This is a genomic window from Allobaculum stercoricanis DSM 13633 (assembly GCF_000384195.1).
Classification (GTDB): Bacteria; Bacillota_I; Bacilli_A; order Erysipelotrichales; family Erysipelotrichaceae; genus Allobaculum; species Allobaculum stercoricanis.
Map to the genome: position 1 here is coordinate 1,228,605 of NZ_KB913034.1, position 21,175 is coordinate 1,249,779.

The following is a 21,175-nucleotide window of genomic DNA, read 5'->3' on the forward strand; positions in this document are numbered from 1 at the left end:
AGCCTCGTGATCTGTCTTTCTTCTTTCTTACCAAAGTAAAAGATATCACAAATGCTTTTTTCACTCCTTTTCTCACCCTGCATGGTATCTTTTTTCTTCATGTTAATTTCCTTACCATGCCAAATAAAAAAAGGTCTTCATAGATATTACGATCGATCGCAACCTCTAATGAAGACCTGTTTTTATTTTTTGTTTTTCTGACTGTTTACTGTTTTCATGATCTGACGAATTTGAGCTTCAGATGGTTTACGACCCATCTGTAAGAACATCGCTCGAATCATCTTTTCATTGATTGGTGGATTTTCACGCAAATCTTTTTCAAATTTTCTCTTCGTCAGAAAAAATGTAATTGCTGCACCAACTAAAGCGCCGGCTACTGCATACAGGATTGAAGACCATAATTGTCCCATTACTAAACGCTCCATTCTTTACTTAGGTATTCTACACTGATTACTTTATTCTCTCAATGAAATTCGCACTCAATCTTATGATTCATGTGCACAATTTCTATGATTCAGACACTTATTCGAACAAACTGAGCTGCTTCCCTAATGAATCTTTTGAATTTTGTTCTTCGATTTGGCGAGCTTGCTCATCTCTTGTACCATTATGTAGGCGAATATCTACTTGTTCAAATGGTGTTGCCGGTTCAATAACATGGCTTGACCAAGTAGATGCCGGATCCATTTTTTTCAAGGCAGAAATATCGACCGCAGCAATTTCACTATCGACAAACGGCAGTGTTGCTTTGTTCGATCCTGTTGTACAAGACAAGATCGCTGTCGGTTTAGATTTAACCGGTTTGAATAAGCGCGCCCCTTTTGCTCCTCGTTTTAAATAATCAATTGCCGAAATGGCAAGTTTTTTGAGCTGACCTGATTCGTTTTCTAAAACGAGATATTCTTCATCACAACCGAATAAGGCAATGACTTCATCATCCCCTTGAATCTTCATGCCTTTAACGCCTTTTCCTTTTCCTTTGGACACCGGAATTTCAATGGCATGCATTTTAAATCCAAAACCATTTTTCGAAATAATGAGCAAATCATCTTCGACATGGTAAGAAGGTAAAACAAAAGCTAATGCATCATCATCGACTAAAGACATCAACTGAATCAAACGTGAAGTAATCTTAATTTGTAACTCTTCACGGTGAATTCTGCGCATCAAACCTTTTTTGGTCATAAAGATCAAATCGAGGTCTTTCGTTTGTTCTTTTTCGAGGAAGACTTGGACGATTTGTTCGCCTGTTTCTGTTTTGACTAAACTTGAGAAATGGTTTCCAAGTTCTTTCCATTTCTTCTCTTCGATTTGATAGACAGGAATCAAACCAAAACGACCTTGATTGGTAAAGATTAATACATTGTCTAACGTAGAAGCTGGTGAATTCAAAACAAATTCATCGCCTTCTTTTAGTCCAGATTTTCCGTTTTGACTCGACGCAAAAGAACGCATCGATACCCGTTTAATATATCCATGATGTGAAACTGTAACAACAACTTGTTCATCTACAATCATATCTCGATCGTTAACGACAATATCTTCAACTTCTTCTTGAATTGTCGTACGTCTTGGCATAACGAACATCTCATTGAGCTCTTTGAGCTCTTTTTTCATGAGTTTTTTTCGTTTTGTTGGCTGATTGATAATTCCTTCTAAATATTCAATCTCTTTTCTTAATGTCGTTTCTTCATTTTCTAACGCGATGATATCTGTATTCGATAAACGATATAACTGCATCGTTACAATCGCTTCGGCTTGCGCTTCACTAAATCCATATTTTTCAATGATTTTTGCTTTCGAATCGGCTTTCCCGTTCGATTTACGGATCGTAGCAACGATTTCATCTAAAATCGACACTGCTTGTTGCAAACCTTCCACGATATGTAATCGATCTTTTTTACGTTTCAAATCGTATTGGGATCGATTGACAATGACTTCGTCACGATGGGCGATAAACGCATCTAACATTTGTAAAATGGAAAGCTGACGTGGTGTCCGATTTACAATCGCAATTACGTTGTAGTGATAATACGATTGCAGATCAGTATTGCGATAGAGATAGTTGAGAATTGCTTGGGCATTTGCTTCTTTTTTTAAATCACAAACAATGCGCATCCCTTTACGGTCAGATTCATCGCGAACATCTAATAAGCCGCTCACCTTACCATTCAGACGGATATCATCCATTTTGCGCACTAATGCCCCTTTGACAACTTCATAAGGGATTTCATGAATAACGATTTGATTAATTGTTTTTCCTTCAACAATTTCCGCTTTGGATCGAATTGTAATTCGTCCTTTTCCGGTTGTTAAAGCTTCGCGAATTCCTTCTGTTCCAACAATGATGCCTCCAGTTGGAAAATCCGGACCCTTGACGATCTCTAAAATCTCATCAATTGAACAATCTGGATGATCGATACGATACATCGTTGCATCCATCACTTCATTAAAGTTATGTGGCGGAATATTGGTCGCATAACCTGCCGCAATTCCGGTAATGCCATTAATTAATAAGTTTGGATAACGTGTTGGTAAAACAGTTGGTTCTAACTTTTCATCTGAGAAGTTGGGTGACCATTCAACTGTTTCTTTATCGATATCTTCTAATAAATAGCTCGCAATTTTAGATAGTCTAGCTTCGGTATAACGCATCGCTGCTGCCGGGTCATCGTCAATTGAACCATTATTTCCCTGCATATCGATGAGCGGTAAATTAGACTTCCAGTCTTGCGAAAGACGCACAATTGCATCATAAACTGATGTATCGCCATGTGGATGGTAGTTCCCGATGACATTCCCGACCGTTCTTGCTGATTTACGATACGGTTTGTTGTATGTATTGCCATCTTCTTGCATCGCCCACATGATGCGTCGCTGAACGGGTTTCAGTCCATCACGAGCATCAGGAAGCGCCCGTTCTTGAATAATATATTTTGAATAGCGCGAAAATCGATCCGCAACGATCTCTTCTAAATTCGAATCGATAATCTTTGGTTCAATAACGGCTTTCGCTTCTTCTTTCTTTCTTCTAGCCATGGCTTTCTTCCTTTATAAAATCATCTTCTAAAGTAAAGACGACATTTTCTTCAATCCAATTTCGACGCAATTCCGCTTTTTCACCCATTAATTCGGTGATTCTCTTTTCCGCTAAACGACCATCATCCAAAGTCACTCGTAAAAGTGTTCTCGTTTCAGGATTCATCGTCGTTTCCCAAAGTTGGTTTGCGTTCATTTCCCCTAACCCTTTATAACGGCTAATCGTATATCCTGATTTAAGCTGTGCTTTGAGTTGGGTTAATTCATCATTGCTGTAGACATAGTATTCTTGATTGCCTTTTTCGATTCTGAATAAAGGCGGCATTGCGATATATAACATCCCCGCATCAATTAATGGTCGCATGAAGCGATAGAAAAAGGTCAATAATAAGTTTTGGATGTGTGCACCATCATCATCGGCGTCGGTCATGATAATGACTTTATGATAGTTAGAATCCTTGGGATCCATGCTTTGGCCAATTCCACAATCCAATGTATGAATAATCGTATTTAACTCTTCGTTTTTCTCCACTTGTTCTAGGGTGCAATGTTCAGTGTTGAGCACTTTTCCTCTTAAAGGCAAGATTGCTTGATATTTGGAATCACGCCCTTGTTTGGCCGATCCACCGGCAGAATCCCCTTCGACTAAATACAATTCTTTTTTGGTTGCATCTTTGGATTGCGCATGCACAAGTTTTCCGGAAATAATTCGTTCAGACTTATTTTTTCCTTTTCCTTTACGTGCTTTTTCGCGCGCTTCTCGAGCTGCTTGGCGGGCTTGTCCAGCCTTAATCATTTTGCGGATCAAGTTTTCCGATAAATCTTTATTTTCTTCTAAGAAGTAGCGGACGTGTTCGCATACAATTGCATCGACCGCATTTTTTGCTTGCGGAGTTCCGAGTTTTTCTTTCGTTTGTCCTTCAAACTGAAGTAAATTTTCTGGGACTGTGACATGCAGAACCATCGTTAATCCTTCACGAATATCGGCCCCATCCATTGATTTATCTTTTTCTTTAAGAAAGTTATTTTTACGCGCATATTCATTCATCATTTTGGTGATTGCTTGTTTAGCTCCGGTTTCATGGCTTCCACCATCCCGTGTTCGCACCATATTTGCAAACGACAAAATATTTTCTTGATAGGTATCACAATACTGGAAGGCAACCTGGATTTTCATCCCTTGATTTTCACCTTCAAATGAAACGACAGGCGTTAAGGCATCGTGATCGGTATTTAATTCTTCGACAAAGGCTTTGAGTCCATCTTCATACATGAATTCATCGCGTTTAGGATTTTGACGCTTATCCTCTACGCAAATTTTCAAACCTTTTAATAAAAAGGCATCTTCTTGGACACGCTCTTTAATTGTCGAATATGAAAAAGTTGTATCTTTAAAAATTTCTGGATCAGGCCAGAATGTAACACTAGATCCTGTTTGGTTCGTTTTCCCGAGTGTTTTCATTTTGCCTGTATGGCGTCCACCTTGAGAAAATTCTAGTTCATGAATGACTTTGCCATCCCAAACTTTAACAACAAGGCGTTTCGATAGCGCATTGACTACACTCGCACCAACACCATGTAATCCTCCTGATGCTTTATACGTTGAATCTGTAAATTTACCTCCGGCATGAAGGACGGTAAAAATAACTTCTAATGCAGATTTCCCTGATTTATGCATGCCCGTTGGCATTCCTCGTCCATAATCTCGTATAGTACAAGAGCCATCTGCATTCAAAGTGATATCGATTTGATTTCCATAACCATTCAATGCTTCATCGATCGCGTTATCCATGATTTCCCAAACGAGATGATGAAGGCCGCGTCGGTCAGTTGAACCGATGTACATTCCTGGTCTTTTGCGAACCGCATCTAACCCTTCCAAAATGACAATTGAATTCTCATCATAATTCGTAGTCGGCATGTTTTCGTCCTTTCTGATATCCTGCAGCTTGCATGTTCAAACATCACTTGCTGCATGGATCATTTTTGTCGTATCGAAAGTGTACCACTAAATGCGCAAAAATAACTAACTTTCTTGAGCATTTATAAGGTGCATCATTATTACTTAACCTTTTTCGATTGTCGCAATTTTTATTTTTTCTTTTTTATTGGATAACTATCGAAAATCAACACTTTAAATTATCTGTTTCAGATTTTATTTTAATCTATTTAAATAATCTCAACATTTTTACAGTTAAATTTTTTCCATATTATACGAGCAAAAATCGAAACATAATGTATCACATGTGCATCAAAGTTGCATAATTTAGTGTGTTTTTATCTTTCATTTATCCGCTCTGTTTGCTTTTTTACTCTTCTGATTCAAAAAATTGTCTATTTTTTTGTGTTTTAAAATTTCCAAAATAAAGATTTTGGCGGATAATAAAAGAAAGAAATACTGATCCATCAAACGAAAGAAAACATGAACTGAGGTGATGATATGAAAGTTTTACTCGTTAGTGGCTCGCTAAGAAAACAATCCATGAACACACAAATGATGAAATTAGCGCAATCATTTTTAGAAATGCATGATCATGTCGAAATTCAAATTCTTGATTGGTCCAACGTTCCCATGTTTAATCAAGATTTAGAATTTCCAATTTTAGAGTCCGTCCAAAATTGTCGAAATGCATTTCAGTGGGCGGATGGTGTTTGGTTTTTCTGTCCTGAATACAATGGCATGATTCCCGGCCCTTTAAAAAATATGTTGGATTGGATGAGTCGTCCTTTAAATCCTAGCGCTGGGCGGACAAGTGCTTTGTCTAATCTTCATGCTGCAATATGTGGTGTTGCTGGTCGTTCTGGTGCAATCAATTCCTGCCAACAGCTTGAAACACTTCTAACACGATTAGGTGTAATTGTTCTAGATGAACATGTTCAAAAAAGTTTTACCGGCGAACAACTTGCTTCAAGCGAATTTGAAGTAGATGAACAACTCAAAAGCGATCTAGATACACTTGCATCGCACTTTATTTCTTTTATCCAACAATAATCTGAGTCATCTTTGCAGATGAATGAATGTTCATCTGCATTTTCTTTTCCCATTCTTTCTTCACTTTCTTTTGTTAAATTTCATTTGATGACAAAACTATTCTTCAATTCCTCTCTCATTTCTCATTTACAAAACTGTGATGTGATTTACTATGACTTTTTACAATCACAAGTCATCTTAGAAAACAAAGATCACAACTGTGCAATCCCTTTATTGAGTTTAAACCTGTTTTTAAATCGCTGTGCTCAATACTTTGGTCACTCTATAAGCGGACAAAAAGAAGCCTATAAAACAATCATGCACGCAAAAAAATCGATCCCTATCTTATTAAGTCAAACTCCTCTTTTATTCTTTTTACCACTCAAACAAAACGGTTTAACGATCTATATCAACTATTCTCGCTTAACCTATCTTCCTCAACAAAAAGACCGTTCTACTTTGTCATTTGTCGATGACTTTCAACTAGAAGGCCTTCTAACAAATCAAGTAGAACGGAATTATTTAAATGCGAAATGGTATTTACATAAAATTTATTCGTCGCAATCTTCACAATAAGCTTTGTTCATACTGCGCTCATGGCGAAGTGTATTCACACCACATCCATCCACGCAAATCATCGCTTGATCAGGTAAATGAGGACTTTCGACAATTGTCATTGTCGGATACGGTTGATCCACAAAATTGGCAAATACAGAAAGAAATTCATCTTTCATTTCAATATCTGTCAAATAAACCGTGAACTTCAAAATATGATCAAAGCGTAAATCGAATTGCGCTAAAGCATTGCTCAAGCGATAACAAACATCAATACATTGTTCATGAAACGTTTCTCCTTGTCCAAGTTGTCCAGATAAATAAAAGAAATCACCGAGTTGGACAATACTTGAAACGCAATCATATCCTTCTTGACGTTCCCCTGTTTTTAAAAATAGGTTCATATTAAAAATCCTCCGCATAAGCATCAGGAGCTTCTACTAAAATCTCGCGTGGTCTTGTTCCATTCGCTGGACCAATAATCCCATTTGCCTCAAGTTGATCCAAAATTCTTGCTGCTCGACCATAACCCAAACGGAAACGACGTTGAATTAAAGATGTACTTGCTTTGCGCGATACGATCACGAAGTTTTTGACTTCTGGATAAAGTGGATCGAGTTCTTCTTGAAAATCACTCACTTCTTGTCCTTGTGAACTGATTTCTTTCAGCATAACAAAGGCATCTTCATATTGTGGTGAAGCTTGTTGTTTGACATAGTTACAGATCGCTTCGACTTCATGGTCTTGAATAAAGACACCTTGAATTCGAACTGGATCACTATTGTCCATAAACAACATATCGCCATAACCTAATAATTTTTCAGCCCCGATTTGGTCGAGAATTGTACGTGAGTCTGGTCGTGAAGAAACCATGAACGCAATACGGCTTGGAATATTGGCTTTAATTACACCTGTAATGACATTGACAGATGGTCGTTGCGTCGCAACGATCAAATGAATTCCCGCTGCTCGAGCAAGTTGCGTAATTCGTTGAATACTTTGCTCAACCTCTTTACTTGCCGCTAGCATCAAGTCTGCTAACTCATCGATAATGACGACAATTCGTGGCAGTTTTTCTTTATTCAATTCGGGATGATTAGCCACAAACTTGTTATAAGACGTAATATTACGCACAGATACTTCTTCAAACATCGAATAGCGTTGATCCATCATTTCAACAATGACTTTTAATGCGCCATTCGCCAAATTAGCATCTGTGATGACTGGCGATAATAAGTGTGGCACACCATTATAAGGTGTGAATTCGACTTTTTTAGGGTCTACCAATAACAACTTCACTTCATCTGGTCTTGTTCTTAATAAGATCGAACAGATGATCGAGTTAACACAAACAGATTTCCCCGAACCAGTCGCTCCTGCAATTAATAAGTGTGGCATAGTATCCAATCGGCCATAAACATTATTGCCCATTAAATCTTTACCGAGGGTAAAAACCAACGGTTTATCGGCTAAAGATTGCGGAACAGAGCGAATCAGTTCTTTCATCATAACCGTTGTCTTCTCAGCATTTGGTACTTCAATACCAACCGCACTTTTACCAGGAATCGGTGCTTCAACACGAATATCTTTTGCGGCTAGCGCTAATTTGATGTCACTTTGTAAATTCACAAACGTATTCACACGTACACCTTGTCCTGGGATGACTTCAAATTCCGTAACTGAAGGACCAATATGAATTTCGCCAAGTGTTGCATCAACATTGAATTCTTTAAGAATTTCAATTAAACGTGCCCCTTGCACTTTCGCATTTTTGACATTCACACTCGAATTGCCATTTTGAACAGGATCTTCTAATAAGCGTAATGGTGGCAATTTATACGTTTTAGCATTGTAAGAGCGATAATTCGCCTCTTCTTCTTTTTTCGCATATGTTGGTCGCTTGTTCTCTTTGGAAGCGTGGGCTAAAGAAGTTGAAACATTTTCTTCTAAATTCGCATTACCAACAACGGAAGAAGATTGATTTGAATTCATATTCTGCCCATAAATCGAAACATCTTTTAATTTTTCTTCTACTTCTTCTTCAACTTGATTTTCATCATTTGCCGCTGAATTCATCACTGGAACTAGCTCAACAACTGTTTGTTGCGGCTCTTGTACCTCTTTCTGTTCTTGAACTGGAATAGTTGGTTCATTTGTTGGTAAAGAATTTGCTCTCTCATTTTTTGTTGGCTGATCTAAACCAAGCATGGCAGCAATATCCACTGCTTTAGGCGTTGGTTCTTGAATAGGAGCTTGAGAAGGTTGATATGCACTTGGCAAGTCGAGATCGATGTCGAAATCATCTTGTTCATGATGATTTCGTTTTAATTTTGAAGTGGACTTATGTTCTTCAATTGGCAATTCAAGCTGTTCCATAAAATCAGGATCCCGATACTCATCTAAAATCGGATCATCTGCCAAAATCCCATTTTGGAAAATTTGTGGTGAATTTGATTGTTGTAATTCACTTTCCTCTTGCTCTTCCACTTCATTTTCTGGCTGAAATAACCAATTGAGCATGGAAGATTTTGGCGCTTGATCAAGTTCATGTTGCGCCTCTTGGTCAAGTTGTGCCTGAACTTTTTGTTGGCGGCGCTTTTCCACATGTTCTTGATGACTTAATTGCAGATCTTCTTTGCGTTTTTCTAGATGCATTACATTCCAAAACATCAAAGCAAACGAAATGATCGCCAATCCTGTCGCAACGACAATTGCCCCCATTTTGGAAAACATACTCGTCAATAATCCCGCAACAAAAGCGCCAATAAACCCATAAGCACACGTAAAGCCAGCTTGACCAAATTGACTTAAACTAGTTTTCAGTACATTCATTGCGATCCATGGATCATTCGCTTTCGTCTTCATTAACGCAAAAGTTAGCATCCAACATAATGCAAAGATGCCAAATCCCCAATATGTCCGTTGTGGAAGATCAATTTTGCCATTATTCCAAATGTATTCAAAACCATAAACGATGCTCACCGGAATGAGTAAATAAAGGAAATTTCCCATTACAACGCGCAAAGCATGGTTTAAATAGCGACCTAAAATTCCCAAAGAAAACAACACGATGATTCCCAAAACCCAAGAAAGTACGATCAAAGATCCCACTAACATCCGGTTCGTTTGTTTTTTGGATCTAGCCTTAGATTTAGTTGTTGTTTTTTTCTTATTAGACGTCGTGCGTTTTTTCGTCGTTCTTTTTTTTGATGCAGCCATAAAACCCTTCTTTCATCTCTTATTATATAAGGAACATTCTGATAAAATTCAAACCATTTCCCGAATGTCCTTTTTGTTTACACCATTCAATTTGTAAAAAACATTGAACGTTTATTATAACCGATTAGACGCTATCAATCGAGATCTGCTTAATTGAACAAACTATCTACAACGTTCAAAATGATCTTCTTTATAATAGAACAACCCAAATTATCCAGATAAACAAAAGAAGATTATAAAAACAGAAAAAACAAAACAAATGAGCATACAAAATAGAAATGATTTAGAAATCGAACGCTCTATATTTTCAATAAAGTAAAGTCACTAGAAAGAAAACAAACAAAAAATGGCGAAGAATCTCGAATTGATTCTTCGCTATAAAATGGATGAGGTTTCTATTCTCCTCAAGTAAAGTTAACGATTGGTTTAGCTAACCTTCAACAAATTTTAGAGTGCCATATTGGTTACAAAGATGCGTACCAAGCAATTCCTTCATCTTTCCAACCATTTTTGATTAAGAAACGATGTTCATTCATATCTGTCGTATAGTTATGACTTCCGGATTTCGCATTTCGATTATATTGGCGATAAAGTGGTCGAGCACGAAAATCATCAGAATACCAACCAATTCCTTCATCTTTCCAGCCAGCAGAGATCAGGGCATCTCGTTCTTGTTGATCCATTGTGTAATGGTGATCCCCTGCGTTTTTGTTATATAGACGATATACCGGAGTATTGGATTGAATTGGCGCAATCCAACCGATTCCTTCATCTTTCCATCCCGCATACAACAACGTTAACGTTTCGAAAAAATCTGCAGTATAGAAATGTTCTCCAGAATTAGGATTGTACAGTCTACGCATCGGGATCAGGTCAGAAGGCAAATCCGTAATATCGCCAATTCCACCTTGAGTTGGAGGCGTATACCCTTTTTCTTCACAAAATTTATTGACCATGTCCTTGAAGTCACTAACCTCCAAAGTTGATTTCGAATTAACTGTTCGTCCGAAATAAAAGACCTGCCCTGCACAAATTCCACTATACGAAGAATCTCCATTCAATTCAAAAGCAGCGCCTGTTCTTCCATAAGACGGATCAATGATATTTAAATAATGTCCGACTTGTTTACGCTTGGCAGGATCATTCTCAATCTGTTTTTCTGTTAGGCCTTGTTTAATATACCCGTCGTAAACTGCTTTTTCTTTGGTGTACCATCCATCAAATGGATTCATACTTCCCCAGCTAAGATTCTCCCCTACGGAATATGCTTTAGAATGTCCCATTCCTGTATCAGACCAGTTTAACTGTTTTTGAGCCATAACCATTAAATCCAAGGTTACTTCCAGTTCGTCTACTCCATGATTTTTCCGCAGACGATTACATTCTTCAAGAACATCTATGGATTTAATGACATTTTTCATCGCAGTTGCATCTTCTGGATCTGACAAATCGGTATAATCTTTTAATGTGTTATCCCGTAAAATATTTAAGGCTCTATTCGCTTGAGACTTTATATCGCTGTTATAACTTGAATCATTAAGAATCCACTTCAAAAAATCTTCCATATTCAAAAGCTGTGCTTTCGATTCATTTTGAAACTCTACTTCTTTTTCTACTACAGGCGCTTCAACAAATTCTTGTGCCATTACTCCTTGTGGAATCGCAAGAGTAAATGCTAAGGCACTGGCGCTTAGGCGCTGAATAATACGTCTTCTATTCATTTTTTTCTCCCTATTTTTTCATTAAAATCGATTTCTGACATGGTTAGTTTCTAAACGTTCTACCCCACAAAAAATAGAAACTAACAAATGACGTAGCTCTTGTTTCAGAGCTAGCTAGAAATGTAAGAACATCTTTTATTTGGCACTCTAAAATTTTCTTACGTGATAGCCATTGATCCGAAACTTCCTGTTTTTTTCACAAAAACTTCTAATCATACGTCATACGATGAATACATCACTTTCACAAATTTCGATATGTTTAACTTCGGAGTTTGCTATATCAAAGATGATCAGCATAATTAATGACTTTATCTAGAAATAACAACTAAATCATTATCAAACCGATCAATTTGATCTTCTTTAATAATTATACTTAATAAGCGGTTTCAAATAAAATAATATTTTTGTAAATTTTGATTGTTTCGTCGTGTACTTTTTGATGATTCTATTCACTCATTTAACTTGTTGCTTTGACGCCCTTTTTATCGGGGACCTATCTATGCAATGGATGTAACCAATCAAAATACACATTATTCTTTCGATCCTATTTCAGTTCATTGAGAAGAATTAGAAAATAAGTGAACTGCACGTTTAAGACCAATAAATACGATTATGAAATCAGTATGAAGCAAGTAACGCGGCCTAAAAAGCTGACATCAACAGGAACAACTTAATTATGGTTCTAAGTAAAACTGTGTGGGATTTGTCTTTTGGATTAAAAGTTTAAATCTCTTTTTTCGCAAAAGAAAAGAGATCTCTTTAAAATTGTAATAACCACAAAACAACTTAAGGAGATCTCATATGCATACTAACTGTTCTGTGACGATCAGTCAAACTATTCCTGGGGCTATTGTTTATCCTGAATCACTGACTGGATTCATCAATCAAACAACTGATCTAATCGTCAGCGATTCCGGACAACTTTTTTATCATATTTATGGTGAACAATTCATTACTCCAGAAGATTCTGTTTGCCCTTGTTGTAAAACGACGATGCATGTTCATGGTCAAATCACTCGAGTACTCAAGCATGAATCCAAGGGAAATTCAACTTGCAGAATTTTTGTGAAGGTTACTCGATTCAAATGTCCAAAATGCCATAAAACCCATGTGCAGCAGATCCCTTATGAATGCCCCAATCATAGAATGACCACTGATCTTTATAAACAGATCACCTATCATCTTGAACGACACGATTTATCGCTTAAAAAGATCGCACAGATCTGTGGAGTGGATCCACATACTGTAAAAGCGATTGATAAAGATCGTCTTTCAAAGCTCTACACGACAGAAGATGGATCTCATCGCAAACTCAAGAAACCTATGGAGTATTCTCGTTATCTAGGCATTGATGAATTTAAACTTCATAACCATCATCAATATGCCACTCATATTATCGATCTGGATACAGGACACATTCTATGGATCGCTTTTGGAAAGAAAAAACAGATTGTATACGATTTTATCAACCATGTAGGATACAACTGGATGCGTCACGTTAAAGCAGTGAGCTGTGATATGAATGCCTATTTCTACTCGGCATTTCATGAAAAGTGTCCTTGGATCCAGGTTGTGTATGATCGTTTTCATTTGATCAAAAACTTTAATGACAAGGTCATTTCTATGGTTAGAAAAGACGAGCAGCGCCGCTTAATAGAAGAAGGTAATCTTTGTAAGGCTCGTTCATTAAAACAAACCCGATATATTCTTCTATCCTCTCCAGAAACACTTGAAAGGAAGGATGCGTTAGCGAGTCAAGGAACTCTTCTTGATTCTGGTCATGTCCTATTTCGAAAAGAACCAAAAATTCGCAAAGGCGGGTTAATGAAGAAATATAAACAACTATTGAAAGAGAACGAACTGTTTTTCGCCATAGATCTCATTAAAGAAGAACTAAAAGAGGCATATGCGACAAGTGACGAAAATACAATGGCAAATCATCTTACGCATATTGTAGAAATCTGTAATGCGACAAAGAATGAACATTTTAAATGGTTCTCTAACTTAATCCTCAAACACTGGAATGGATTGATTAGTCATGCGATTCTACGCTTGTCTAATGGCAAAATAGAAGGGATCAATAATAGAATCAAAACGGTTCGAAGAATGTCTTATGGTTTTCGAGATGACGAATATTTCTTCTTGAAATTAATCGACATGAGTCGTTATCGATCAGCTTGATTCATAGATGATCCCACACGATTTTCCATAGAGCCTTAATTATTGTTCATAACTGTTTTCAGCTATAATTCGTCCCCTTTTTACAAAAAAGCCCCTTTGAATCAAACTTGGTTTATAAACACAAGTATCTATTCAAAGGGGAAATTTATTGTTTAAATCGAAATAATGAGATGTGACCCAATTTATTTTTGAGCTAATTCTAGAATGACTGGTAAAACCATTGGTCGTTTTGCGGTTTGTTTAAAGACATAGCGGGAAACACGTTCACGAATTTGGTTTCGGCATTCCATATTTTCATAACGGTTTGCGTCGACCATTTCTTTAATGGTTTCTTCCATAATCCGTGTTACTTCTCTTGTTAAATATTCAGCATCACGAACATAAACAAGTCCACGGGTTTGGATATCCGGTCCGTTTACAATTTCTTTTGTTTTAAAGTCTAAACCAATAGCTAAAACCATAACACCATCAGTTGATAAGATTTCACGATCTTTTAAAACAACACCTGCAACATCCCAATCCGCATTTCCATCAATTAATGAATCGTGCAATTCTAAGACTTCGCGTCCTGGTTGCAATTCGCCATTTTTGAAGGTGATGATTTCACCATTATCGATAATAATGATGTGATCAGATGGAATATGCATCTCTTCGGCAGTCATCGCATTGGCATAGAGCATACGATACGCTCCTTTAATCGGAATGTAATATTTTGGCTCTGTCATATAGATGACCATTTTTAAATCTTCTTTGGAAGGATGCATGCCTTTGACATCACGGTCAATTTTGATGATTGTACCTTCTTTTTTATAAATATCGTTTTCCATGTTTTTGAAGTCGTTTTCGACACCTGGTACTAAAGGTGTTGCGACAACAAATACATCACTTTCACGAATTTCGATATTATCAACTTCAGAGTTAGCAATATTGGACATCAACTGGAATAATTGACGACCTTGCCCTGAAATAATAACTACAACGTCATCAAGCTGATCGATCTGATCTTCTGTGACGATTAACTCAGCCGGAATTGGATCCATGACACTTTGTAAAAGTGTGACTAAATGTTGAATCTCTTTCGTATAGAAACAAATTTTTCGATGATGTTCGATGCAGCATTGAATCATCTCCTGAATGCGATAAACGGATTGTGTATAGATTTCTACAAAGACACGGCGTTTTTCGTAATCAGATAAAAGTTTGTCGAAATGATCGCTAACTTTATGTTTTGGTGCTGTATGCAACGGGCGATCGGCGCTTTTTGAATCTTGTAATAAGATAAATACGCCATCATTTTTGAATCTTGTCGCAAATGAATAATCGCCATGATAAGCATCAGAGAAATCATCATAATCCGCAATAAATTCTCCTGAATAAACGATATATCCATGTGCAGTTTGAATTCCAAATCCATACGTTTGAGGATAGGAATGGGTTACTGGGAAGAAGATCACTTGGCGTCCACCAATTCTTCTTGTTTCTTTTTGACGTACGACTTTTAAACGAGCTCCGGTAATATGATTTTTCTTTAATAATTCGTTTACAACGCCAAATGTGAATGGAGAAACATAAACATCTGCTTTGATTTCCTTCAATAAATAAGGAAGAGCACCCATGACATCATCATGTCCATGAGTAATCAAAATTCCTTGAATGCGATCTTCATGTTCCTTTAAATAAGTGAAGTCAGGCACGATGCACTCGACTCCTAGTGCCCCTTTAAAATCAGGGAACTTTAATCCGGATTCTACGATATAAATATCCCCATCAATTTCGATGACGAGCATATTTTTACCATCTTCATCCAATCCGCCAAGGGCGAACAGTCTGATGGTTTCATCTTTCTTGAGAAATTCTGTTCCAGCCATTTCGACCTCCATGACTATTAAGTGAGATTTATTATTCTTAGTATAACATCGACTTGCTAGTCGACCTTGATTCCGTTAAGAGAAAATGTTCTTGCTTGCTCAATTTTGACATTGACGATATCGCCTTCTTGAATATTTTCTCCTGTAAAGTTGACTGGAATCGATGTATCTGAATATCCACAATATACATTCGGATCTTTTTTAGATGGTCCATCAACTAATACTGGAACGATTTTTCCCACCAATTGTTGATGGTTTTCATTCGCCTGACGATTCCATAATTCATTCAAACGATATAAACGTTCTTTTTTCGTTTGCAGGTCAATATCATCTTCCATTTTTGCAGCTGGTGTTCCAGGGCGCGGTGAATAAATAAAGGTATACGCATTATCAAAACGACATTCCCGAACCACATCTAATGTATGTTCAAACGCTTCATCACTTTCTTGTGGGAAACCTACGATAATGTCTGTAGAAATCGTAACGCCCGGAATGGTATTGCGAATTTTATGGAACAATTCTTTATATTCCGCACTCGTATAGCGTCTTCCCATACGACGTAAAATATCATCATCCCCACTTTGTAAAGGCAGGTGGATGTAAGGCATGATGTTGTCATATTTTGCGATAATTTCGATCATTTCATCGCTAAAGTCCCAAGGATGGCTTGTCATAAAGCGAACTCGTTCAATTCCAAGTTTTGCACATTCTTCAAGTAAGCGCGCAAAGTCCCAACTATTTGGTAAATCTTTGCCATACGCATTGACATTTTGTCCTAATAAAGAAATCTCTTTATAGCCAAGTTTTTTAAGGACTTTCACTTCTTCTAAAATTGCCTCTGGCTGACGGCTTCTTTGTTTCCCTCTTGTATAAGGAACGATGCAGTATGTACAGAATTTATCGCAGCCATACATAATGTTGACCCATGCTTTATATTTTCCCGCACGATGTTCAGGTAAATTTTCATAAATTTCCCCTTGGCGTGAATAAACTTCAACCACTTTTTCGTTATTTTTGCAACGTTCGATATAATCCGGCAACTGGTTAAAATTGTGAGTGCCAAATACTAAATGACACCATGGATATTTTTCTAATAAAGTGCGTGTAAAGCCTTCTTCTTGAGCCATACATCCGCCAACTCCAATAATGAGATCCGGTTTATTTTTAAATAACTTTTTATAACTTCCGACTTCGCCAAGTACGTTATTGGCCGCATTTTCGCGAATACCACAAGTGTTCATTAAAATGATATCTGCATCTTGTGCATTTTGGGCTGGGCTGTAGCCACAAGCTTCTAAAATCCCCGCAATATTTTCGGAGTCTCTTTCATTTGCTTGGCATCCATAAGTAGAAATATAGTATTTCTGATTCAAGCCCATCGTTTTTTGTGATTCTGTAATCTGGAATGTGGAGATCGTTTCCACTTGATCGCGGTTCCGTTTTGCGGCTTGGTCACGATTTGGCAAATGCCAGTTCTCTTTAATTTTCATATCGAATTCCTTTCTAGTTTGATATGTAGACGATTCAAATCCTTTTCATGTTTGAATTGAATAATTGTTTTCCTATTCATTTAAAATGTCCTAAGTGGATACTTTAGCACAATTTCTCTTATCTATTTTACAGTAGCACTCACGAAAGCAAAACTTTTGTGTTCGATCAAAATTAAATCGCACTTTAAACCGCGCAAATGCCAAAAAAAAAACCGCTCAAGGCGGTTTTGATTGATTTGTTTAGTTATTTCGCAATTTCCTGTGCACGGACTTCGCGAATTACGTTCACTTTGATCTGTCCGGGATAAGTGAGTTCAGATTCAATTTTGTCACGGATTGCTCTTGCCATCTTAACGCAAGCTGTATCATTAACGGCATCTGGTACAACCATGATGCGAATTTCACGTCCAGCCTGAATTGCATATGCTTGGCTGACACCTTCAAATTCATTGGCAATTTTTTCCAAATTTTCCAATCGTTCTACATAAGCTTGAGCAGATTCTTTACGAGCACCTGGTCTTGCAGCTGAAATGGTGTCAGCAGCAATAACTAAGTGGGAAGTTAAGTATTTAGCTTCAACATCTCCGTGGTGTGAGGCGATGGCATTCAGCACGATGTCTTTTTCGCCATGTTTTTTACAGAATTTATAACCAAGATCGACGTGGCTTCCTTCTTGTTGATCGATATTCAGTGCTTTACCGATATCGTGCAATAAGCCAGCTCGTTTTGCCATATGCTGGTTCAATCCCAGCTCCGCAGCCATGCTGCCGGCAATCAACGCCACTTCAATTGAGTGTTGAAGCGCATTTTGACCATAGGAGAAACGATATTTCAAAGTACCGATTAAACGTACGATTTCACGATCAATACGCCCGATACCCAACTTGAATACTGTTTCTTCTCCAGCTTTCATGATTTCGGCTTCGACTTCGTGTTGGAATTTCTTCACGACTTCTTCGATACGTCCTGGTTGAATTCGTCCGTCTCGAATTAAATATTCAAGAGCAAGACGCGCCACTTCACGACGAATTGGGTTGAAACATGTGATTGTGATTAAATCAGGTGTATCATCAATATTCAATTCGACGCCTGTAGCCTGTTCAAACGCCCGGATATTACGGCCCTCACGTCCAATGATTCGACCTTTCATTTCTTCACCAGGGATGGTGACTACCGAAATTGTACGGTCCATTGTTTCTTGTTGAGCCATGCGTTCGATGCTCAAAGCGATGATTTCTTGTGCGTTACGTGCAGCAGTGGATTTCGCATTGTCTTCTTGCTCTTTGATATAGGCCATGGTTTCGTGTTCCATTTGTTTTTCGACCAATGCAAAGAGTTCAGTGCGAGCTTCTTGCGACGTCATGCGAGCGACTCCTTCAAGAACTTCGATCTGACGATCAATTTCTTTTTGGAGTTGTTTATCTTTTTCTTCCAGAGCAATCAATTTTTCATTGACTTTTTTTGTCTGGTTGGCGAGATCTTTTTCTTTTTGATTCAAAGACTCGTCTCTGAAATTCAAACTATCCTCGCGGCGCAGAAGTTTGTTTTCCATTTCCATAACTTCTTGACGACGCTCTTTGATTTCTTTTTCCGCTTCTACTTTCAGATCATGTGCTTGTGTTTTACCATCAAGTACAGCCTGTTTAAGACGCGCTTCTGCATCACTTTGTGCTTTGTCTAAAATTTGTTGTGCCTGTTGCTGATTTTTATTTAGACCTGCTTTAGAATAGGCAACCATTAACAATATGCCTAAAACAAGTCCGACTATCCCGGCCAGAGTGATCCATAATGGAGTCATATATTCTCTGTCCTTCCTTGACATTCTCCATAAAATTCATGAAGATTCTTGTTTCATCCACCATTTATCTCATTTTTTTATTGTAAGCAAGGAAAAGATGAGTAAACCGTGTCCACAAGCTAGTTTAGACTGTTCCCGCTGTCGAACGGTGCAGTTTTGTTGCATTTATTTTGAATCTCATATCCAGTCAAATTCAATTGACTAGTAGAGTTTATCAGAGAAATAAAGCAATCCAATTATAACAAATCCGACTTGTTTGTCTATGTGTTCTACCCTGCAATAGTCTCGAAATGAATGTTTTTGCGTGATTTCGATGTAACTTTTTGAAAACGTTTACGTTATTTCTTTTCTCTTTTCGATTTTTTAATCAACATAATCCCTGAAAAGGGTAGAAAAAAAGCAGAGCATTACGCTCTGCTAATAGGCTTATTCACCGACTTCGAGTACCTGTCTGCCATTATATTGACCGCAAGATGGGCAAACTTTGTGAGATAATTTGTATTCTCCGCAGTTTGGGCATTTTACGATTGCAGGTTTAGTCAGTTTGTAATGAGTTCTTCTTTTTGCCTTACGGTGTTTAGAACCTCTTCTCTGCTGTACAGCCATCAGTGCACCTCCTACTTAATCCTCGAATTTAAATTCTTTGAGTTTTGCCCAACGTGGATCCTCTTCTTTCGTTTCAGGAATAACATCCTGATCGCTAATCAGAGTCCAACCTTCACCTTGTGGGTATTCTTCACGGGCTAAATGAGTAATGCTCATGGGTGCTTCATATGCTATGGCTTCTTCTGCCTCATCCGTCAGGTCAATTACATCTTTAAATACCCGAATGATTTCTTCTTCATCATCATCCTCGATTAAAGGATCAAAAGAATATTCTTGTCTCGAATCCGTTTCGAAATCCACATCCAGATCTTCTCCGGTTATGGAGTCAATGACAGTCATAGTTCCTGTATAATGAAGGCTGCTTACCACTTTGCTTTTGCCATCAAAATGAAGTGTTCCTTCAATATGACAATGGGGCAAAGCTTGAACAGGCGTGTTGACAAACCGTTCTCCAGTTGGATCACAGTATTCTAAGTCAACTGGAATACTGGACTTCGGTGCAGCCAGAAAATCGCTTCTTTTAAATTTCACGATATTCACCTCATGTAGCATTTGATATTATATGCATGCTGTTTGCAAATGTCAAACAAAGAAATCATGTCATCAAAATGTGCAAAGAATCTTAAAAATCGGCCAACAAATATCGCCTGTATTCAAATTGCAAAATGACAATTTTCGATCTCTTTATCTAAGAATTGATATTCATTTGAATATCAACTCCATCATAGCAAATTTTTTATCGAGTCCGTTTCCTTCCATGCATATTTTAAAACTAACTTTTTCTATATTCATAAATAAAATCACAAAGAAACCTTCTTTGGATTTTGTTTCTTGTCTTTTTCGTTCTATTTTTGAGTCACAGTAATTGATTCAATTACTGGTTGTTGGTCCGCTTCAATCGTTCCGTTGTTATCCGTTGGTTCTGCTTTTTGGGCAATTTGATCAACGACTTCCATACCGGAAGTTACCGTTCCAAATGCAGCATAATTTCCATCTAATGATTCATTATCCGCTTGCATAATAAAAAATTGTGAGCTTGCTGAATCTGGATCATTGCTTCTTGCCATCGAAACCGTTCCACGAACATGTTTTAGACTGTTATCAAATCCATTAGCGGCAAATTCTCCCGTAATTAAATGAGAGCTTCCGCCCGTTCCAGTTCCAGTTGGATCGCCACCTTGAATCATGAAGCCTTCCATAATGCGATGCATCGTCAATCCATCATAGAAACCAGATTGGGCAAGTTTTACGAAGTTTTCAACAGTTTCTGGCGCAATCCCTTCATCCATCGTAAAGACAATAGGTTGATCATAGTCTTTCATCTTGATCACTGCTTCATATTGCGTTTGTCCCGGTTCGCTATGATCTGCTTTTGCTTGAGTTGTTTGCGTTGTTGTCGATTCCAAGTCCGCTTTGCTTTGTGTAGATGATGTTGCATTTGTTGAGTTAGAACATGCAACAAACAACATCGAACTTAAAAGCAAGATTGCTCCTGTTTTAACTTTCATTTGATTCATAATTTTTCACCTTCTAAAAATACTTCAAGCCTCAGTATTCGCTTGAATCTGCTTTTTTCATTTTGTCATTGAACAAAATCCGCTTTAGTTGCGTTTGTCTTCATTACATTAAACTATCCACTTCGCTTTTACACCGTTTTCGTTTCAAAAACACAAAGAATTCACTATTCTCTTCGTGATTTTAAAAAGTTCTCCCTTTCCTTTTACACT

Annotated in this window: 15 protein-coding genes; 3 read left to right on the plus strand and 12 right to left on the minus strand. The window is 37.6% G+C overall.

Annotated features, from left to right (window positions below; all coding sequences use genetic code 11):
* Positions 1-182 precede the first annotated feature (182 nt).
* The 3 genes from ALLST_RS0105685 to parE form a co-directional block, all read right to left on the minus strand.
* Positions 183-410, minus strand: coding sequence for a YneF family protein (locus tag ALLST_RS0105685; RefSeq protein WP_019893132.1), 228 nt, complete (start codon positions 408-410; stop codon positions 183-185).
* 112 nt (positions 411-522) lie between these two features.
* Positions 523-3,039 carry a DNA topoisomerase IV subunit A gene (gene parC, locus ALLST_RS0105690; protein ID WP_019893133.1) on the minus strand — a complete coding sequence of 839 codons (2,517 nt, stop codon included), beginning with the start codon at positions 3,037-3,039 and terminating at the stop codon, positions 523-525.
* Positions 3,032-4,960 carry a DNA topoisomerase IV subunit B gene (gene parE, locus ALLST_RS0105695; protein ID WP_019893135.1) on the minus strand — a complete coding sequence of 643 codons (1,929 nt, stop codon included), beginning with the start codon at positions 4,958-4,960 and terminating at the stop codon, positions 3,032-3,034. Before parE ends, parC begins: the two co-directional genes overlap by 8 nt.
* Positions 4,961-5,479: 519 nt before the next feature.
* Between parE and ALLST_RS0105700 the strand changes: the two genes are divergently transcribed.
* Complete coding sequence (locus ALLST_RS0105700; RefSeq protein ID WP_026472804.1) at positions 5,480-6,031, plus strand: NADPH-dependent FMN reductase; 552 nt, start codon at positions 5,480-5,482, stop codon at positions 6,029-6,031.
* A gap of 87 nt (positions 6,032-6,118) precedes the next feature.
* Positions 6,119-6,586, plus strand: coding sequence for a competence protein ComK (locus ALLST_RS0105705; RefSeq protein WP_169336054.1), 468 nt, complete (start codon positions 6,119-6,121; stop codon positions 6,584-6,586).
* On the opposite strand, the gene ALLST_RS0105710 is transcribed toward ALLST_RS0105705, so the two are convergent.
* The 3 genes from ALLST_RS0105710 to ALLST_RS11290 all read right to left on the minus strand — a co-directional run bounded on the left by ALLST_RS0105710 (position 6,562) and on the right by ALLST_RS11290 (position 11,505).
* On the minus strand, positions 6,562-6,969 hold the full coding sequence (locus ALLST_RS0105710; RefSeq protein WP_019893139.1) for a RidA family protein: 408 nt from the start codon (positions 6,967-6,969) through the stop codon (positions 6,562-6,564). The genes ALLST_RS0105705 and ALLST_RS0105710 overlap by 25 nt on opposite strands.
* Position 6,970: 1 nt before the next feature.
* On the minus strand, positions 6,971-9,784 hold the full coding sequence (locus ALLST_RS11065) for a DNA translocase FtsK (RefSeq protein WP_019893141.1): 2,814 nt from the start codon (positions 9,782-9,784) through the stop codon (positions 6,971-6,973).
* Positions 9,785-10,248: 464 nt separating this feature from the next.
* Positions 10,249-11,505, minus strand: a complete 1,257-nt coding sequence (locus tag ALLST_RS11290) for a CAP domain-containing protein (RefSeq protein WP_019893142.1) — start codon at positions 11,503-11,505, stop codon at positions 10,249-10,251.
* Between the two features lie 801 nt (positions 11,506-12,306).
* Between ALLST_RS11290 and ALLST_RS0105725 the strand changes: the two genes are divergently transcribed.
* On the plus strand, positions 12,307-13,686 hold the full coding sequence (locus ALLST_RS0105725) for an ISL3 family transposase (RefSeq protein ID WP_019892604.1): 1,380 nt from the start codon (positions 12,307-12,309) through the stop codon (positions 13,684-13,686).
* Positions 13,687-13,868: 182 nt separating this feature from the next.
* Here the strand turns inward: ALLST_RS0105725 and ALLST_RS0105730 are convergent, their stop codons facing one another.
* The 6 genes from ALLST_RS0105730 to ALLST_RS0105760 form a co-directional block, all read right to left on the minus strand.
* Positions 13,869-15,554, minus strand: a complete 1,686-nt coding sequence (locus tag ALLST_RS0105730) for a ribonuclease J (protein ID WP_019893143.1) — start codon at positions 15,552-15,554, stop codon at positions 13,869-13,871.
* A gap of 56 nt (positions 15,555-15,610) precedes the next feature.
* Positions 15,611-17,044, minus strand: coding sequence for a tRNA (N6-isopentenyl adenosine(37)-C2)-methylthiotransferase MiaB (miaB, locus tag ALLST_RS0105735; protein ID WP_019893144.1), 1,434 nt, complete (start codon positions 17,042-17,044; stop codon positions 15,611-15,613).
* A gap of 244 nt (positions 17,045-17,288) precedes the next feature.
* Positions 17,289-18,842 (minus strand): ribonuclease Y, encoded by a 1,554-nt coding sequence (rny, locus tag ALLST_RS0105740; RefSeq protein WP_019893145.1) that lies wholly within the window; start codon positions 18,840-18,842, stop codon positions 17,289-17,291.
* Positions 18,843-19,268: 426 nt separating this feature from the next.
* Entirely contained in the window at positions 19,269-19,448 is a 180-nt protein-coding gene (rpmF, locus tag ALLST_RS0105745) for a 50S ribosomal protein L32 (protein ID WP_019893146.1), read from the minus strand.
* Positions 19,449-19,463: 15 nt separating this feature from the next.
* Positions 19,464-19,979 (minus strand): YceD family protein, encoded by a 516-nt coding sequence (locus ALLST_RS10255; protein ID WP_019893147.1) that lies wholly within the window; start codon positions 19,977-19,979, stop codon positions 19,464-19,466.
* Positions 19,980-20,293: 314 nt separating this feature from the next.
* Positions 20,294-20,965 (minus strand): peptidylprolyl isomerase, encoded by a 672-nt coding sequence (locus ALLST_RS0105760; protein ID WP_019893149.1) that lies wholly within the window; start codon positions 20,963-20,965, stop codon positions 20,294-20,296.
* Positions 20,966-21,175 lie beyond the last annotated feature (210 nt).

Excerpts from the sequence above, each read along its gene's own strand:
- ALLST_RS0105685 (WP_019893132.1), bottom strand. The coding sequence starts at position 410 with ATGGGACAATTATGGTCTTCAATCCTGTATGCAGTAGCCGGCGCTTTA.
- ALLST_RS0105710 (WP_019893139.1), bottom strand. The coding sequence starts at position 6,969 with ATGAACCTATTTTTAAAAACAGGGGAACGTCAAGAAGGATATGATTGC.
- ALLST_RS0105725 (WP_019892604.1), top strand. The coding sequence starts at position 12,307 with ATGCATACTAACTGTTCTGTGACGATCAGTCAAACTATTCCTGGGGCT.
- ALLST_RS0105705 (WP_169336054.1), top strand. The coding sequence starts at position 6,119 with ATGACAAAACTATTCTTCAATTCCTCTCTCATTTCTCATTTACAAAAC.
- ALLST_RS0105730 (WP_019893143.1), bottom strand. The coding sequence starts at position 15,554 with ATGGCTGGAACAGAATTTCTCAAGAAAGATGAAACCATCAGACTGTTC.
- rny (WP_019893145.1), bottom strand. The coding sequence starts at position 18,842 with ATGACTCCATTATGGATCACTCTGGCCGGGATAGTCGGACTTGTTTTA.
- ALLST_RS0105760 (WP_019893149.1), bottom strand. The coding sequence starts at position 20,965 with ATGAATCAAATGAAAGTTAAAACAGGAGCAATCTTGCTTTTAAGTTCG.
- ALLST_RS0105700 (WP_026472804.1), top strand. The coding sequence starts at position 5,480 with ATGAAAGTTTTACTCGTTAGTGGCTCGCTAAGAAAACAATCCATGAAC.
- parC (WP_019893133.1), bottom strand. The coding sequence starts at position 3,039 with ATGGCTAGAAGAAAGAAAGAAGAAGCGAAAGCCGTTATTGAACCAAAG.
- parE (WP_019893135.1), bottom strand. The coding sequence starts at position 4,960 with ATGCCGACTACGAATTATGATGAGAATTCAATTGTCATTTTGGAAGGG.
- rpmF (WP_019893146.1), bottom strand. The coding sequence starts at position 19,448 with ATGGCTGTACAGCAGAGAAGAGGTTCTAAACACCGTAAGGCAAAAAGA.
- miaB (WP_019893144.1), bottom strand. The coding sequence starts at position 17,044 with ATGAAAATTAAAGAGAACTGGCATTTGCCAAATCGTGACCAAGCCGCA.
- ALLST_RS11065 (WP_019893141.1), bottom strand. The coding sequence starts at position 9,784 with ATGGCTGCATCAAAAAAAAGAACGACGAAAAAACGCACGACGTCTAAT.
- ALLST_RS11290 (WP_019893142.1), bottom strand. The coding sequence starts at position 11,505 with ATGAATAGAAGACGTATTATTCAGCGCCTAAGCGCCAGTGCCTTAGCA.